Genomic DNA, 15,788 nt, shown 5'->3' with positions numbered 1-15,788 from the left:
CACGGTCGCACCGCCACCGCCGCCATCACTACCGACGCGGCGCCGCCAAGTGTGCCGTCGGGGCCTCTTCGTCCTCCCGCACGTCGATCCGCTCGTGCAGCCTGCGCAGCGCCCGCGGCGCCCACCACGCGCGCTTGCCGAGCAGCGCCATCGTCGCGGGCACGAGCAGCATCCGTACGATCGTCGCGTCGATCACGACCGCCAGGGTGAGACCGAGGCCGATCTCCAGGATGGGGGCGAAGCCGCCCGTCATGAAGGCGCCGAAGACGACGGCGAGAAGCAGTGCCGCGCAGCTCACGACCCGGCCCGAGCGCCGCAGCCCGGTCACCACCGCTTCCTGCGCATCCCCCGTCGCGCGCCAGGCCTCGCGCATCCGGGCGAGGATGAACAGCTCGTAGTCCATGGCGAGCCCGAAGGCGATGGCGACGATGAGCGGGGGCGCGGTCAGGCTCAGCGCGCCCAGGCCCTCGCCGCCGAGCCAGGACGCGGCGTGCCCGTCCTGGAAGACGAGGACCACCACGCCGAGCGCGGCGCCCAGGCTGAGCAGGGTGGTGAGCACCGTGCGCAGCGGGATGAGGAGCGAGCCGGTGAAGGCGAAGAGCAGGGCCAGGATGCCGGCGAGGACGGTGAGCGCGGCCCAGGGGGCGCGGTCGGCGAGCATCTGCCGGAAGTCGACGAGCCGGGCGGCGACACCTGCCACGCTCACCGGATCGTCACCGCGCAACTCTCGTACCTGTTCGACGAGTCGAGTGGCCTTGGCGCCGTCGACCGAGCCGGACGGGGTGACGTGCAGGACGCGGGTTCCGTCGTCGAGGGTCTGTGTCTCGGACGACGCGACGCCGTCCAGTGCCTTGACGCGGGTCTCGAAGGCGGGGTCCGTGCCGGGTCGTGCCACGACGACGACCGGGTCGACGCCGACGCCCGCCGGGTAGTGCGCCCGCACGGTGTCGTACAGCTGTCGCGCCTCGGTGGAGGCGGGGAGTTGGCGGGCGTCGCCGATGTCGATGCGCAGGTTCGCGACCGGCAGCGCGAGCGCGAGCAGGGCGAGGACGCTCACCGTCGTCACGGCGATGGGGCGGCGGGCCGCGAACCGGGCGAGGCGGGCGAAGACGCGACCCTCCGCGCCGGGTGCCCGCGGCTTGGACGGGGCGATGCGCGCGCCGAACCGGGTGAGCAGCGCGGGCAGCAGCGTCAGCGCGGCGAGCATGTCGACGACCACGACGGCGGCCACGGCCAGGCCCATGCTGCGCAGGAACGGACTCGGGAAGACGAGCAGTCCGCTGAGGCTGACGGCGACGGTGAGCCCCGAGAAGAGGATGGTGCGGCCCGCGCGTTCGACGGTGCGGTGCACGGCCTCGGTGACGTCCGCGCTCGTGCGGCGTTCCTCCCGGAACCGCATCACCATCAGCAGCGCGTAGTCCACGGCGAGGCCGAGCCCGAGCATGGTCGTCACCTGGATCACGTACACAGAAATCTCGGTGACCTGACTGAACCCGAACAGGGCGAGGAACGCACCCGCCACACCACTCACCGCGACGAGCAGCGGAAGGCCGGCCGCACGCAGCCCGCCGAAGATCAGCAGAAGCAGTCCGAGCACCACCGGCAGGGATATCAACTCGGCGCGCTGGACGTCCTCTTGGGCCCGCTCACCGAGCTGTCGGCCGAGCAGCGGCCCGCCGCTGACGTGGATGTCGGCGCCATCGATCTTCTTGACACGTTCGGCGACGGCGTCGACGGTCCCGTCCTCCGCGTCGTCGTCGAGGCCTCCCTTGAGGGTGACGGGCACGATGAGCGCGCGGCCATCCTTCGAAGCCAGGCCCCGGGTGGCGTACGGGTCGGGGACGGCGGCGACGCCGGGGACGCGCCGCAGGTCGGTGACGGCCCGCTCGACGCGGGCGCGCAGTGCCGGATCGGCCACGCGCGGTGCCTCGACGACGGCGCTGAGGGATTCGCCGCGCGGGTCGATGTCGTCGAGGAGTTCGGCGGTGCGGTCGGACTCGGTCCCCGGGACGTCGGGGACCGAGTCGGAGAGCCGGCCGAAGACGCCGGTGCCGAGCCCGAAACCGAGCACGATCAGGGCGAGCCAGGTGAGGATCACGGTACGGGGGCGGCGGGTCGCCGCCCGGGCGAGTGCGCTGAGCACGGCGCCTCCTCGGAGGGTTCCGATGGGTCACCGTCAGCGTCGTCGCGCACGGGGTGCGGCGGATCGCCGGTGCGGGCGGTTCACGGCTCCCGCGCGGGAGGGAGGCGGGGGCCGCGGCATGGGTCGCGCGAGCGAGGGACAGTCGACGGGCACTCCCTGCACACTGACCCGCATGCCTGTCTCGCTGCACCACATCGTCATCGACACCCACGACCTGCCCGCCCTGGCCCGGTTCTGGGCCGCGGCGCTGCACTGGCGGATCCTGTCCGAGCGGGAGCACGAGGTGGTGGTCGGCCCGGACGAGAACGCCCCGGTCGGGCTCTGCTTCATGCCCGTGACGGAGCGCAAGCCGACCAAGAACCGCCTCCACCTGGACCTGACCTGCACCGCCGAGGAGCGTGACGCCGAGATCGAGCGGCTCCTCGCGCTGGGCGCGCGCCGGGCGGACGTGGGCCAGAGCGGCGACGAGTCGTGGACGGTGCTGGCCGACCCGGAGGGCAACGAGTTCTGCGTGGTCCGCCCGAAGCGGACGCTGATCGGCTGAGACTGGCCGGCCGGGACTGAACGGCTCCCTCTAGGGCCGTACGACGCTGACCTTCAGCCCGGTGCCACCAACCCCGACTCGTACGCGCAGATGACCGCCTGGACGCGGTCGCGCAGGTGCAGTTTGCTCAGGACGTTGCTGACGTGGGTCTTGACCGTGTGTTCGCTGACGTGGAGGGTCGCGGCGATCTCCGCGTTGGTGAGGCCGCGGGCGAGGTGGTGCAGGGTTTCCGTCTCGCGGGCCGTGAGGGCCGAAAGGGTGGGCAGTCGCGGGGACTTGGGCCTGCGGCGGGTGATGTCGGCCACCAGACGGCGGGTCACGGACGGGGCGAGGAGGGAGTCGCCCGCCGCCACGACGCGGACCGCGTGCACGAGGTCGTCGCGGCGGACGTCTTTCAGGAGGAAGCCCGAGGCGCCCGCGTACAGGGCTTCGTAGACGTACTCGTCGAGGTCGAACGTCGTCAGCATGACGACCCGGCAGCTTGACTGTTCGCAGACGCGGCGTGCCGCTTCGATGCCGTCCATGTGCGGCATGCGGATGTCGAGGAGGAGGACGTCCGGGGCATGGCGGCGCACGGCGGTGACGGCCTCGGCACCGTCGGCCGCCTCGGCGACCACCTCGATGTCGGGCTGCGCGTCGAGGATCATGGTGAAACCGCTGCGCACCAGTTCCTGGTCGTCGGCGACCACGACGCGGATGCTCATGGCGCTCTTTCGGTGACCTGTCGGGCCGCCGCGGGCAGTCGGGCACTCACCCGGAATCCGCCGTGCGGGCCTGGGCCGCTGTGCGCGCTGCCGCCGCAGGCCGCGGCGCGCTCCTCGATGCCGACGAGGCCGCGTCCGGCACCGGCCGCCTGCCCGCCGCCGGTTCCGTCGTCCGTCACGGTGATCGCCAACTCCGCGTCCCCCCAGTCGAGTTGTACGTCCGCCCGGGCAGCGTACGCGTGCTTGACCGTGTTGGTCAGTGCTTCCTGGACGATGCGGTACGCGGCGGTCTCCGTTTCGGCACCGATGGGGCGGGGGCGGCCCGTGGTGTGGAGGGTGACGGCCACGTCGGTGGTCGCGGACACCTGGCGGATCAGGTCGGGGAGGCGGGCGAGGCCGGGGACCGGGGCTTCCGGGCCGCCTTCACCGTTTCCCGTGTCCGTCAACACCCCGAGGATCAGACGGAGTTGCTGCATCGCCTCGCGGCCCGCGCCCGCGATCGCGTCGAACGCCGCCTCGGCGCGCGCGGGGTTGCTGCGCACCACGACGGGGCCCGCCTCGGCCTGGACGATCATCAGGCTGACCGCGTGACCGACCACGTCGTGCATGTCACGGGCGATGCGGGCCCGCTCACCGGCCACCACCCGGGCCCGGTCGACCTCCCGCTCGCGCTCCAGGGCGCGGGCCCGCTCCTCCAGAGCCGCGGTGTACGCGCGCTGGGTGCGGGCGAGGAGCCCGAATCCGTAGGCGCTCAGGAGGCTGAGCAGGTGGAAGGCGTACTCGAAGGGTTCGGCGTGCTCCTTCACGGACATCGTCGCGGACGCGCCGATCACCCAGCCGACGAGCATGACGCGGCGCGGCACCGGCTCCGCGTACGCGGCGAGCGTGTAGAGCAGGACGAGCCCGCCGTACAGGACGTCGGGCGGCGGCGCGTGGTAGAGCGCCATGGCCGGGGTCGCGCAGGAGAGTGCGACCGCGCACAGGATCGGTGCGCGGCGCCGCCAGATGAGCGGCACCGCGGTGGCCGCGCCCAGCAGGAAGCCCTGCCAGGACAGCGGGTCGCCCTCCTCGTCGGGGAAGAGGAATTGCAGGGAGACGGCGAACAGGACGAGGGCGGCCAGCGTCCCGTCGACGAGGTACGGGCTGGTGCGGCGCGGCAGACGCATGGTGCGGCTCCTCGTGGCCTGGTCCCTGAGCGGAGCGGCAGTGGCTCCGCGGGGCCAGTATCGAGGGGCGGCCCGGTCAACACCTCACCGGGGAGAGGGATTTCGGGCCGCCCGCACCGGCGTTCACCGCCTGCACCGGTGTGCCTAGAAGGGGCGGTCCCCCGCGATGGCGACGCGTTCGGCGACCCGGCGGGCGTCGCCGTAGTCGGCCACCGCGTAGTGCTGGGTGGCGCGGTTGTCCCAGAACGCGATGTCGCCCGGCTGCCAGTGGAACCGGACCTGGAACTCCGGCACATGGGCCTGCTGGTACAGCAGGCGCAGCAGCCGGTCGCTCTCGGCGCGCTCCATGCCGAGGATCCGGGTGGTGAAGGAGGTGTTCACGAAGAGCATGCGGCGCCCGGTCTCGGGGTGGCGGCGCACCACCGGGTGGGTGACCGGCGGGAACGACTCCTGCCACTGGGCGAGCCGTTCGGGACCGTAGAAGCGGCGGAAGCCGGGCAGGAAGTCGTGCTCGGCCTCGGCGCCCTCGATGCGCGCTTTCACCTCGTCGGAGAGGTTGTCGTACGCGGCCGCCATGTCGGCCCACATGGTGTCGCCGCCGAACGGCGGGACCTCGCGGAGCTGGAGCACGGCGCCGAGGGCGGGGCGTTCGCGGAAGGTGACGTCGGTGTGCCACACGTTCTCGTAGCTGGGGACACCGCCGGCGCCCTTGTCGAAGCGGACGACGTCCTCGCTGTCGCCGCGCTCCAGGAGCGGGTTGGTCTCCAGCTCGCCCCAGTTGCGGGCGAAGTCGCGCTGGCTCTCGCTGGTGAGGTGCTGGGCGCGGAAGAACAGGACCTTCCATTCGAGCAGGGCCCGGTTCAGCTCCTCGCGCAGCTCCGGGGAGAGCGGCCGGCTCAGGTCGAGGCCGCGGATCTCGGCGCCGATGGTGGCGCCCTGCGGGACGAGCTCGAACAGCTCGTAGGGGCGGTCCTGCCAGCCCTCGGGGGTGCGGCGCAGCACGCGGCGCCCCTCGTAGAGGCCGTCGGCGGGGATCTCGGCGGGGCGCAGCGAGAGAGAAGGGGGCATTTCGGTCACGGACAAGGGGAGCCTCCACAGGCACGCGGTGACGAGGGAACGCGCTGAACGCGAGAGAGATCCGTACATGCGGAACGTGGGTGGCCACCGCCCTGCATCAGGGCGCCGGCTGCTACGAGACGTACGGGAAAGGCGGCGAGGGGTCTACGAACCCGCTACAAGCCGCTGCGCCCGCAACCACATCGGTCCGGAACGGGGGCCGTTCCGGATGCGAGGGTGCGAGACGTCAACATGTGCCCCATCCTGCGCCCCACTTGATCATCCCGTCAAGTGCCGCGAGGCCGGCCCCGCACGATGCGGGACCGGCCTCGGGACATGTGCCGTACGTCAGGCGGTGGGCGCCGGGAACGTCGGGTACTCGACGCCGGAGACGTGCTGGACGACGCGGATCACCTGGCACGAGTAGCCGAACTCGTTGTCGTACCAGAGGTAGAGGATCGCGTTGTCGCCGTCGACCTTGGTCGCGCCCGCGTCGACGATCGAGGCGTGCCGGGAGCCGAGGAAGTCGCTGGAGACCGCGTCCGGCGAGTCCGTGAAGTCGATCTGGCGGCGCAGCGGCGAGTTCAGCGAGACGTCGCGCAGGTGGTCGAGGACCTCGTCGCGGGTCGTCTCGCGGCCCAGGCGCAGGCTCAGGATCGCGATCGAGACGTCGGGGACGGGCACGCGGATCGAGGAGCCGGTGATCGGCGCCTTGAGGTCCGGCAGGGCCTTGGCGACGGCGGAGGCGGCGCCGGTCTCCGTGATGACCATGTTGAGCGGCGCGGAGCGGCCGCGGCGGTCGGCCTTGTGGTAGTTGTCCAGCAGGTTCTGGTCGTTCGTGAACGAGTGGACGGTCTCCACGTGACCGCGCTCCACGCCGTACTCCTCGGCCATCGCCTTGAGCGGCGGCACGATCGCGTTCGTGGTGCAGGAGGCGCAGGACAGGATCTGCTCGTCCGGCTTGATCGTGTCGTGGTTGACGCCGTGCACGATGTTCGGCACGTCGCCCTTGCCGGGCGCGGTGAGGACGACCTTGTCGATACCGGGACGCAGGTGCTCGGAGAGGCCCGCGCGGTCGCGCCACTTGCCGGTGTTGTCGATCAGGATGGCGTCCTTGATGCCGTACGCCGTGTAGTCGATCTCGGACGGGTCGTTGGCGTAGATCACCTTGATCGCGTTGCCGTTGGCGTTGATCGTGCTGTTCGCCTCGTCAACGGTGATCGTGCCCTGGAACTGGCCATGGATCGAGTCACGGCGCAGCAGCGAGGCCCGCTTCACGATGTCCTCGGCGGCCCGCTCACCGCCGCCGCGCACGACGATGGCGCGCAGGCGCAGACCGTTGCCGGACCCCGCCTTCTCGATGAGCAGGCGGGCGACGAGGCGGCCGATGCGGCCGAAGCCGTAGAGGACGACGTCACGGCCCTCACCGCGCTCCAGCTTCAGGGCGCCGGTGGCACCGGCGACGGCCTCGGCGGTGAACTCCTCGACGCTCAAGCCCCGGTCGTCGGTCTTGTACGTCATGGCGAGGATGCCGAGGTCGATCTGGGAGGGCCCGAGGTCGAGCTCGGCGAGAGCCTTCAGGAAGGGCATCGTCTCGGTGACCGAGAGCTCCTCGCCGGCGATCTGGCGGGCGAATCGGTGGGCCTTCAGCAGGCTGACCACCGACTTGTTCACCAAGGAGCGGCTGTGCAGCAGGACGTTCACGTCCCGTTCGCGGTGCAGCTTCCCGATGATCGGGATCATTGCCTCCGCGGTCTCCTCGCGGTGCTTCCAGTTGGTGAACGAGTCGTCGTTGACAGTCACGTGCGTCTCTTTCGAGCTAGGCGGCGCTCAAATGGTAACCCGCCCATTCGGGTGATCGATCAGGGGGCCGATTCCCAGGTCCGCGAAGCGCTCACCCATGCGGCGGTGGGCCTCCGCGTCGGGGTGCAGCGAGTCGGGCAGCGGCAGCTCCTCGTGGTCCTTCTCGCCGTACAGCTCACGGCCGTCGAGGTAGTGCAGGTGCGGGTCGTCGGCCGCGCGCTGGGCGACGATGCGGGCCAGCTCCTCGCGGATGGATTCGAGGGTGAGCTTGCCCTGAGCCGTCTCCGCCGGGTCGCCCATGGCGACGAAGCGCAGCTGACCACTGGCGATGCTGCTGAAGTCGGGGGCGCCGGGTCCCGGCGTCTTCTCGTGGATCGGGCACAGGATCGGCGAGACGACGAGGAGCGGGGTGTCCGGGTGGCCCTCGCGGACGGTGTCGAGGAAGCCGTGCACGGCGGGGGTGAAGGCCCGCATGCGCATCAGGTCGGCATTGACAACATTGATCCCCATCTTGACGCTGATCAGGTCTGCCGGGGTGTCGCGCAGAGTGCGCGCGGTGAACGGGTCGAGCAGGGCGCCACCGCCGAAGCCCAGGTTGATCAGGTCGACGCCGCCGAGGGACGCGGCGAGCGCGGGCCAGGTCGTGGTCGGGCTCGCGGCGTCGGAGCCGTGGCTGATGGAGCTGCCGTGGTGCAGCCACACCTTGCGGCCGGACTCCCCCAGGGGCGCGACCGGCTCCACGGGAGCGTCGGTGCGCAGGGCGACGAGCTCGGTGGTCTCGTTGTGCGGCAGCCAGATCTCGACGGTCTTGGCGTCTTCCGGCAGGCCCTCGAAGCGGAGCGTGCCGGGCTGTCCGGCCGCGTGCTCGAAGGTGCCCTGGGACATGTCGATGGTGAGGGTGTCGCCACCGGTCACACTCCCCTGCGCGGCGAGCGTGCCGTCCAGCAGCAGGTCGTAGAGGCCGTCGGGGCGCGGCGGCACGCCTACGTAGACGCGCTTGGTCGGCACCGTGTCGAGTTCGACGACGGTGGCGCGGGTGCGGAAGGCGAGGCGGACGCCGGAGGGCTGGGACTCCGCCATGGCCAGCTGGCCGTCCGTGTTCTGGGCGCGGGCCCAGGCGGGGAGTCGGTGCGGGAGGAGACCGCGGGCGGTGCGCTCGATGTCGATCGCACCGTGGACGAGGTTGTCCGTCAGCGGCGTGGTGGTCAATTCATGGATGGAGTCAGAGGTGTGCATGATGGTGTCAATCCATTGATCAAGGGTGCGGATGGAGTGGCTGGCCCTGGGGCCCGGCGGCTCACGCCTGCGCGGGCCAGTTGCGCAGCAGCGCGTCGAGTGCGTCCAGGCTCCGCGCCCAGCTCTCGCCCGAGTCGGGCGCGCTGTGGCTGAATCCGCCGGCCAGTTCGAGGCTGACGTAGCCGTGGAAGACGCTGCCGAGGAGTCGCACGGCGTGGGTCTGGTCGGGTTCGGCGAGGTCGTAGCCCCGCAGCACGGCCCGTGTCATCTGCGCGTGCCGCACGCCGGCGCTGGCCGCCGCCGTCTCCGGGTCGAGCCGGTACTGGGCGGCGGCGTAGCGGCCCGGGTGTGCGCGGGCGTAGTCGCGGAAGACGTTGGCGAGGGCGACGAGCGCGTCCTTGCCGGACCGCCCCGCGAGGGCTTCGGCGGCCCGGTCGGCCATCTCTTGCAGGCCGATCAGGGCGATCCGCGTCTTCAGGTCGTGCGAGCTCTTGACGTGCGAGTACAGGCTCGCGACCTTGACGTCGAACCGCCGGGCGAGGGCCGAGACGGTCACCTGCTCGAAGCCGACCTCGTCCGCGAGCTCGGCACCGGCCCGGGCCAGCCGCTCCGCGGTCAATCCGGCACGCGCCATGGCCGTACGCCCTCTCCCTCAGCCCCCGCCACTGTTACCGAAAACAATTCTGCACCTGCCTAATGTCTTTAGGCAAATGGGCATCGGCTTTCGGTTACCGGTTACCGGGCCGCGCCCCTGCACCCGCCCCGTCCGTGAGCATCCGCGGCGAGATCGAGTCGGCGATCGCCTGCTGTCCGGCGATGTTCGCGTGGACGCCGTCGCCGTTGTCGTACGAAGGCTCGATGCTGTTGGGGTGCAGCGGGTCCTTCAGGACCTCGTCGAAGTCCATGACGCCGTCGCAGGACCCGTCACACGAACTCGCCTTCTTCGTCAGGAGGTTGACCGTATGGCGGTCCAGGTTGTTCTTGTCGCTGTAGCCGGGGCGCGGCGTGATGGGCGTGACGTAGATCTTGACGCCTGCGTCGCGGAGTTCCTTGAAGACCTTCTTGTAACTGGCCAGGATCTGCTTGCCGTCGCAGCCGAAGGCGAGGTCGTTGGTGCCGTAGTAGTACAGGACCGAGGTGACGCCGTGCAGCGCGAGGACGTCGCGCTTGAGGCGGGTGGCGGCGTCGAGGCCCTGGACGTTCGACGGCGTGCCGGGGCAGTCGGCCGCGCTCGTCGTGCCGCTGATCCCGGCGTTGGCGATGGCGACCTGTTCGGTGCGTGGGAGCTCGGTGTGCACGCGGCGTGCCAGGTCGTCGGTCCAGCGGCGGTTGGTACCGGTCTCGGTGCAGCCGGGGCCGCAGTTGGTGCTGCCGACGCCGTCGACGACCGAGCTGCCGTAGGCGACCGAGGTGCCCCTGAGGCGCGGGTTGTGCACGTCGACCGCGCTGACCAGGTACGTGGCATCGACGGTCCTGGTGTACGCGGCGCCGCTGGTGTCCGCGGTGTGGTCGCCGGTGCCCTCGGGCGTGAGGTAGTTGGTGCGCAGCGCGGTGCGGTGCTGACCGGGGGTGGCGGCGCCCTTGAGCGCGACGGAGACGGCCACGTCGTCCTGGGCGGCCGTGGCGAGGCCGGCCGGGTCGCTCCACACCTCGCCGCCGGCGGGGACGGTGACATGTGCTTTCCCGCCGAAGCGGACGGGGTGGGTGTCTCCCTTGATGGACGCCCCGTCGCCGCTCAGGCCGACGGTGGCGCCGCTGATCTCCAGCGGCGCCTTGCCGAAGGTGTTCTGGATGCGGACGCGGACGCCGTCCCCGCCCTGGCTGAGGTGGGTGACCGTGCGGACGGACTGGTCGCGCAGCGGGTCCGTCGCCGCGTCCTGCTGGGACTGCGCCCATGAGGTGAACCAGGCGCTGCCGCCGCCCTGGCCCTCGTGCCCGGTTCTCGCCTCCTCCGGGGGCTGGGCAGTGGCGAGGCCGCCGCCCGCGAGGACGAGGACGGCGGCCGTAACGGTCGTGAGCGTACGAAGTCGAGGCATGTGCACAACCTGCTTCCAGTGAACGGGAGTCTGGATGGTGCTGTGCTGTGCTTTTGCTGCGTTGCGCTGTTCCGAACTGTGTGTGCTGTTCCGTCAGCCGCCGACGAGCGCTCTCAGCGACACGTAGAAGAGCGAAGGTCCGAGGAGGCAGCCGACGCCGGTGTAGAAGGTCGCGGTCATCGCCCCGTACGGCACGAGTCGCTTGTCGGTGGCCGCGAGGCCGCCGGCGACGCCCGACGTGGTGCCGAGCAGACCGCCGAAGGCCATCGCCGACTTGGCGTTGTTCAGGCCGATCAGTCGCGCGGCGAAGGGCGTACCCACCATCACCACCACGGACTTGACCAGCCCTGCGGCGACCGACAGCGCGATCACGTCCGAACTCGCGCCCACCGCCGTGCCCGTGACGGGTCCCACGATGTACGTGGCCGCGCCCGCGCCGATGGTCGCGAGCGAGGCCGCGTCCCGGTAGCCGAAGAGCGCGGCGACGAGCGCGCCCGCGACGAACGAAACGACGACGCCCAGCAGGATGGACAGGGCCCCGGCGGGGCCCGCGCCCTTGATCTCCTTCAGGTCAACGCCGTACGCGGTGGAGACGATCGCGAAGTCGCGGAGCATCGCCCCGCCCATCAGGCTCATCCCGGAGAGCGCGGCGATGTCGGCGACACCCGCCTCTCCCCCGGTCGCCGAGCCGCCCCAGTAGGCGAGCGCGAGGCCGAGCACGATGGCGATGGCGGAGCCCTGGAGCCGCCCTCGGGTCAGCTTCTTGGAGGCCCAGGCCGAGACCAGCATCAGCGTGCCGACCAGGGCGAAGGCGACTATGAGCCCGTTGTCCTTGCAGACGGAGACGAACGTATCCACGTCAGACTCCCTGCTTCGCGGTGACGGCCTCGGCGCCGGGCTCCGTGTCGGTCAACGGCGGGAGCGGCTCCCCGCGCCCTCCGATCCGCGCGATCACCGGCACCAGGGCGAAGCCCGCGACGAGCGCGAGCAGTCCGGCCAGGAGGGCCATCGGGCCCCCGGTGACGGCCTTGTGGACGTTCTGCGTCGACGCCATCGCGATCACGATGGGGATGTACATCGCGCTCCAGAAGAGCACGCCCTGTTCGCTGGCCTCGGGGAACTTCCCCTTCTGGCGCAGCCAGTGGGTCGCGAACACAAGCATGATCATGGCGAAGCCGACTCCGCCGACATTGGCGTCGACGCCGAGCGCCTCGCCCAGGTATTCACCGACGAGCGTGCCCGTGAGCATGCACACCGCCAGCGCTGCCACTCCATAGAGGACCATCGTCTTCTCCACACTGAGAGACCGGGAAGTAAGTAAGCGAGCACGTGGGGGGTGGAACAGAAATCGGGGGCGGGTGAGGGTCAGGCGGACGTGAACAACTCCGCGTAGTTCTTGCGCAGTTCGGCCTTCTGGACCTTGCCCATGACGTTGCGGGGCAGCGAATCCACGACGCGCACGGCGCGCGGGTGCTTGAAGCGGGCGAGGTCGGCGGCGATGGAGTCGATGAGCTCCCGCTCCTGCGGCTCCTGGCCGGGCGCGGCGACGACCACGGCGACGACGGTCTCGCCGAAGTCCGGGTGCGGAACACCGATCACGGCGGATTCGAGGACCGCGGGGTGGGCGTCGAGGAGGCTCTCGATCTCCTTGGGGTAGACGTTGAAGCCGCCCGAGATGATCAGGTCCTTGCCGCGTCCGGAGATGCAGAGGTAGCCGTCCTCGTCGATGAGGCCGAGGTCACCGGTGATGAAGAAACCGTCCTCGCGGAACTCGGAGGCGGTCTTCTCGGGCATCTGCCAGTACCCGGCGAAGACGTTGGGGCCACGGACCTCGACGCTGCCGACCTCCCCGTCGGGCAGCGGCTTTCCGGTCTCGGCGTCGACCACGCGGATCTCCGTGCCGGGCAGCGCCTTGCCGACGGTGCCGGGCTTGCGGGGGCCGCCCTCGTACGGGTTGGTGGTGTTCATGCCCGTCTCGGTCATGCCGTAGCGCTCCAGGATGGCGTGGCCCGTGCGGGCCTCGAACGCCTCGTGGTCGCTGGCCAGCAGCGGCGCCGAGCCGGAGACGAACAGGCGCATGGACGCGCAGGTCTCCGGGGTGACCTTCTCGTGCTTGAGGAGCCGCGTGTAGAAGGTGGGCACCCCCATGAGCACGGTGGCGCGCGGCAGCAGTTCCGCGATGGTGTCGGCGTCGAACTTCGGGAGGTAGAACATGGAGGCGCCCGAGACGAGCACCATGTTGGCGGCGACGAAGAGGCCGTGCACGTGGAAGATCGGCAGGGCGTGGATCAGCCGGTCCTCGGATGTGAACCGCCAACTCCCGAGGAGCGCCTCGCAGTTGGACGCGAGGTTCTGGTGGGTGAGGATCGCGCCCTTGGAGCGGCCGGTGGTACCGGAGGTGTAGAGGATGGCCGCCGGGTCGCCGGGGGCGGCCTCGTGCACGTCGTCGTGGTGGGCGTCGCCTTCGAGGAGGCTGCCGTCGCCCGCGGTGCCGAGGGTCTCGACGACGAGGTCCGGGCCCTCGCGGTGAGCGTGGTCGGCACGGCGCCCGGGCGGGCAGACGAGGACGCGGGGCTCGGCGTCACCGATGAAGTAGTCGATCTCGGCGCCGGTGTAGGCCGTGTTGAGCGGCAGGAACACACCACCGATCTGCAACGTCGCCAGGTAGAGCGCGATGGCCTCGACCGACTTGTCGACCTGCATGGCGACGCGGTCGCCGGGGGTGACACCGTCGGCGACGAGGCGCGCGGCGATGCGTCGCACGAGGTCCGCGGTCTCGCGGTAGGTCACGGACCGCCCGTCGGGCAGCTCGAAGAGCGCCTTGTCCGGGCGGAGTTCCGCCTGCTCGACGAAGGACCGGTGGATGGTGCGGTAGGGCGCCGCCGGATCGCTCTCGCGCGTGCTGGTCGGGGTGGTCATCGGGGTGGTTCCTTTCTTGAGGGTGTGGCCGCTCGCGAGCGGCCCGCCGACCGCGACGGAGCCGCGACGCACGAAGTCCTCGTGACGGCGCTCCAACTGGTCCGGTTCGTAGCGATAGTTGATCATCGCGCCGTAGGACTGGCGCCAGGCGTCGGACGAGGCGTTGGCGGGCCAGTCGAGCTGCCAGGCGGCGGCGCCGTTCCCGAGGTGGAAACGGGCGACGGGGTCGAGGGGGCGGCCGTCGGGTCGCCGCTCGGCGGTGATGTAGCGGGCGAGGACCGGGAGGAGGCGGGGGCGGATACCTTCGGGGTCGGCGGCGACGTCCGCGGCATTCAACTCCGCTGCCAGCGCGGCGAGTTCGGGCTCCTTCTCGGCCTGAGCATCCAGCCACGCCCGGAAGCCGGGGATCGGTGACAGCGTCGCGAACTGCGTCAGGTGCGGGAGCTGTTCGCCGACCTGCTCGATGACCTGCTTGATGAGGAAGCTGCCGAAGGAGACTCCGGCGAGGCCGTCGAGCGCGTTGTTGATGGAGTAGAGCGCCGCCGTGTCCGCGTCCGCGGGGCTGAGCGCGGGGCCGGGGTCGAGCAGCGGGGCGATGCTGTCGGGCAGCCCGCGGACGAGGGCGACCTCGACGAAGATCAGGGGTACGTCGCCGGTGGCCGGGTGGAAGAAGGCGTAGACGCGGCGGTCATCGGGCTCGATGCGGCGCCGCAGTTCGGCCTCGTTCGCCATCGGGTGCACCCGCTCGCCGCGCAGCAGATGGCGGTGCAGTTCTGGTGGCGAGTCCACGGTGACCTCCTGCATGCGCAGGAACCCGCGGTTGAACCAGGACGTGAGCAGGTGCAGGAAGTCGTGGTCCAGGGGCCGCAGTTCGGGGTGCGCGGGCAGCAGGCGGCGCAGGTCGGCGCGCATGTGGACGAGGGCGAGGGTGGCGTCGGGCGCGTGGTTCATGCGGCGCAGGAGCTGCTGGCGGGCCGGTTCGACGACGTCGAAGAGGGCCACGAGTTCCGCCTCTCCCTGGGAGCCGGTGGCGCGGGCCTCCTCCCAGCGGCGGTAGGCGGCGCGGACCTCGTCGGCGTCGGCGTCGTAGGTCTTGGTGATGTGGGCGAAGAAGGCGATCCTGCCGGCGTCGTCGAGCGCGTCGTACGCGGCGAGGGCGCGGGCCGCGACGGCGCGCATGGAGGCCTCGCCGACGTCGCTCATCAGGACTTCGCAGGCCGCGAGCAGCTGGTCGAGCGGGGCGTCGGGCTCCGGGCGGCCGGTGCGGCGCTCCCCGAGGGCCCGGTACAGGTCGGACAGCAGCCAGCCGTCGTGCCGCTCCATCTCCGCTCCTCTCTCCACGCTTCTCCATGTGCCATCCGGCCACGCGACCATCCGCGAGAGCCGAATATGCATCGTGGGCCGTGATGTATATAACAAGCGCACGGTAGAGGACGGGAAGCACCCGCGCCACCCCCTGGAGCGGGCCGATAATCTGGGCAGTCGGAGGTGGAGATGGCTCGAGTCCCTGAGGCCAGGCGCGTGCGTGATGCCCTGGAGAACGCGGTCGTGGACGGCCGGTACCGGCCGGGCGAGCGCCTGGACCCGGCGGAGCTGGAGCGCGAATTCGGCTGCTCGCGCACGCCGGTGCGCGAGGCGTTGCAGGCTCTTGAGCGGTCCGGTCTCGTGCAGATCCGCCCCAAGCAGGGCACGTACGTCACCGAGCTGAGCGTGTCCGAACTCGCCGAGCGCTTCGAGGTCATGGCGGAGCTGGAGGGGATGGCGGCGCGGCTCTCGGCGCGGCGCATCGAGCGGGAGGCGCTCGCCGAGCTGGAGGACGCGCTCAAGGAGTGCGAGGAACATGCGCGCGCGGGCGACGCCGACCCCTACTACTACGCCAACGCCCGCTTCCACGCCATCGTCTACGACTCGTGCGGCAACGAGTACCTGCGCCAGCAGGCCCACGCCCTCAAGCGGGCCCTCCAGCCGTACCGGCGGCTTCAGTTGCGGGTGCCGGACCGGATGCGGCGCTCGCTCGCGGAGCATCGGGCGATCGCCGACGCGATTGCCTCCGGCGCAGCTGAGCGGGCGGAGGAGGCGGCGCGTGAGCATGTGCTGGTGCAGGTGAAGGAGTTCAGTCAACTGGTGCGTACGTGGCGGCATTTGACGGAGCCGGCGGCGGGATGAATCCGGCGGCCCGGT

The 15,788-nt window shown here is 71.1% G+C and carries 13 protein-coding genes; 2 read left to right on the top strand and 11 right to left on the bottom strand.

Features of this window, described 5'->3' with window-relative positions; translation table 11 throughout:
- Nucleotides 1–28: 28 nt before the first annotated feature.
- Nucleotides 29–2,143, bottom strand: coding sequence for an MMPL family transporter (locus ACNYS0_RS37740; RefSeq protein ID WP_422480499.1), 2,115 nt, complete (start codon nt 2,141–2,143; stop codon nt 29–31).
- A 172-nt stretch (nt 2,144–2,315) separates the two neighbouring features.
- Here ACNYS0_RS37740 and ACNYS0_RS37735 point away from each other — a divergent pair, with 172 nt between their 5' ends.
- A complete protein-coding gene (locus tag ACNYS0_RS37735; RefSeq protein ID WP_422480497.1) occupies nt 2,316–2,687 on the top strand; it encodes a VOC family protein in 372 nt (123 codons plus the stop codon).
- Between the two features lie 53 nt (nt 2,688–2,740).
- On the opposite strand, the gene ACNYS0_RS37730 is transcribed toward ACNYS0_RS37735, so the two are convergent.
- The 10 genes from ACNYS0_RS37730 to ACNYS0_RS37685 all read right to left on the bottom strand — a co-directional run bounded on the left by ACNYS0_RS37730 (nt 2,741) and on the right by ACNYS0_RS37685 (nt 14,930).
- Nucleotides 2,741–3,391 (bottom strand): response regulator, encoded by a 651-nt coding sequence (locus ACNYS0_RS37730; protein WP_422480495.1) that lies wholly within the window; start codon nt 3,389–3,391, stop codon nt 2,741–2,743.
- The gene (locus ACNYS0_RS37725; RefSeq protein WP_422480493.1) at nt 3,388–4,557 is read right to left on the bottom strand and encodes a sensor histidine kinase; all 1,170 of its coding nucleotides are present in this window, start codon (nt 4,555–4,557) and stop codon (nt 3,388–3,390) included. The genes ACNYS0_RS37730 and ACNYS0_RS37725 overlap by 4 nt, the downstream gene beginning before the upstream one ends.
- Before the next feature lie 144 nt (nt 4,558–4,701).
- Nucleotides 4,702–5,625, bottom strand: coding sequence for a TauD/TfdA dioxygenase family protein (locus ACNYS0_RS37720; RefSeq protein WP_422482878.1), 924 nt, complete (start codon nt 5,623–5,625; stop codon nt 4,702–4,704).
- A gap of 336 nt (nt 5,626–5,961) precedes the next feature.
- Entirely contained in the window at nt 5,962–7,416 is a 1,455-nt protein-coding gene (locus ACNYS0_RS37715; protein WP_422480491.1) for a glyceraldehyde-3-phosphate dehydrogenase, read from the bottom strand.
- Nucleotides 7,417–7,443: 27 nt separating this feature from the next.
- Nucleotides 7,444–8,652 carry a GDSL-type esterase/lipase family protein gene (locus ACNYS0_RS37710; RefSeq protein ID WP_422480489.1) on the bottom strand — a complete coding sequence of 403 codons (1,209 nt, stop codon included), beginning with the start codon at nt 8,650–8,652 and terminating at the stop codon, nt 7,444–7,446.
- Nucleotides 8,653–8,713: 61 nt separating this feature from the next.
- Nucleotides 8,714–9,286: a TetR/AcrR family transcriptional regulator gene (locus ACNYS0_RS37705; protein ID WP_422480487.1), complete on the bottom strand. Its 573-nt coding sequence runs from the start codon at nt 9,284–9,286 to the stop codon at nt 8,714–8,716.
- 94 nt (nt 9,287–9,380) lie between these two features.
- Nucleotides 9,381–10,688 carry an SGNH/GDSL hydrolase family protein gene (locus ACNYS0_RS37700; protein WP_422480485.1) on the bottom strand — a complete coding sequence of 436 codons (1,308 nt, stop codon included), beginning with the start codon at nt 10,686–10,688 and terminating at the stop codon, nt 9,381–9,383.
- A gap of 93 nt (nt 10,689–10,781) precedes the next feature.
- Nucleotides 10,782–11,546: a malonate transporter subunit MadM gene (madM, locus tag ACNYS0_RS37695; protein ID WP_422480483.1), complete on the bottom strand. Its 765-nt coding sequence runs from the start codon at nt 11,544–11,546 to the stop codon at nt 10,782–10,784.
- Between the two features lies 1 nt (nt 11,547).
- Nucleotides 11,548–11,973: a malonate transporter subunit MadL gene (gene madL, locus ACNYS0_RS37690; RefSeq protein ID WP_422480481.1), complete on the bottom strand. Its 426-nt coding sequence runs from the start codon at nt 11,971–11,973 to the stop codon at nt 11,548–11,550.
- An 80-nt stretch (nt 11,974–12,053) separates the two neighbouring features.
- Nucleotides 12,054–14,930 carry an AMP-binding protein gene (locus ACNYS0_RS37685; RefSeq protein WP_422480479.1) on the bottom strand — a complete coding sequence of 959 codons (2,877 nt, stop codon included), beginning with the start codon at nt 14,928–14,930 and terminating at the stop codon, nt 12,054–12,056.
- A 171-nt stretch (nt 14,931–15,101) separates the two neighbouring features.
- Between ACNYS0_RS37685 and ACNYS0_RS37680 the strand changes: the two genes are divergently transcribed.
- Nucleotides 15,102–15,773 (top strand): GntR family transcriptional regulator, encoded by a 672-nt coding sequence (locus tag ACNYS0_RS37680; RefSeq protein WP_422480477.1) that lies wholly within the window; start codon nt 15,102–15,104, stop codon nt 15,771–15,773.
- The last annotated feature ends 15 nt before the right edge of the window (nt 15,774–15,788 follow it).

Origin of the sequence: Streptomyces anthophorae, assembly GCF_049310305.1 — a bacterium.
Taxonomy (GTDB): domain Bacteria; phylum Actinomycetota; class Actinomycetes; order Streptomycetales; family Streptomycetaceae; genus Streptomyces.
The sequence above is the reverse complement of the archived record's forward strand: the minus strand, read 5'-3'. Positions and strand labels throughout refer to the sequence as shown.

Coding starts and splice junctions, on each gene's coding strand:
- ACNYS0_RS37725 (WP_422480493.1), bottom strand. CDS start 4,557: ATGCGTCTGCCGCGCCGCACCAGCCCGTACCTCGTCGACGGGACGCTG.
- ACNYS0_RS37710 (WP_422480489.1), bottom strand. CDS start 8,652: ATGCACACCTCTGACTCCATCCATGAATTGACCACCACGCCGCTGACG.
- ACNYS0_RS37685 (WP_422480479.1), bottom strand. CDS start 14,930: ATGGAGCGGCACGACGGCTGGCTGCTGTCCGACCTGTACCGGGCCCTC.
- ACNYS0_RS37735 (WP_422480497.1), top strand. CDS start 2,316: ATGCCTGTCTCGCTGCACCACATCGTCATCGACACCCACGACCTGCCC.
- ACNYS0_RS37730 (WP_422480495.1), bottom strand. CDS start 3,391: ATGAGCATCCGCGTCGTGGTCGCCGACGACCAGGAACTGGTGCGCAGC.
- ACNYS0_RS37680 (WP_422480477.1), top strand. CDS start 15,102: ATGGCTCGAGTCCCTGAGGCCAGGCGCGTGCGTGATGCCCTGGAGAAC.
- ACNYS0_RS37720 (WP_422482878.1), bottom strand. CDS start 5,625: ATGCCCCCTTCTCTCTCGCTGCGCCCCGCCGAGATCCCCGCCGACGGC.
- madL (WP_422480481.1), bottom strand. CDS start 11,973: ATGGTCCTCTATGGAGTGGCAGCGCTGGCGGTGTGCATGCTCACGGGC.
- ACNYS0_RS37705 (WP_422480487.1), bottom strand. CDS start 9,286: ATGGCGCGTGCCGGATTGACCGCGGAGCGGCTGGCCCGGGCCGGTGCC.
- ACNYS0_RS37700 (WP_422480485.1), bottom strand. CDS start 10,688: ATGCCTCGACTTCGTACGCTCACGACCGTTACGGCCGCCGTCCTCGTC.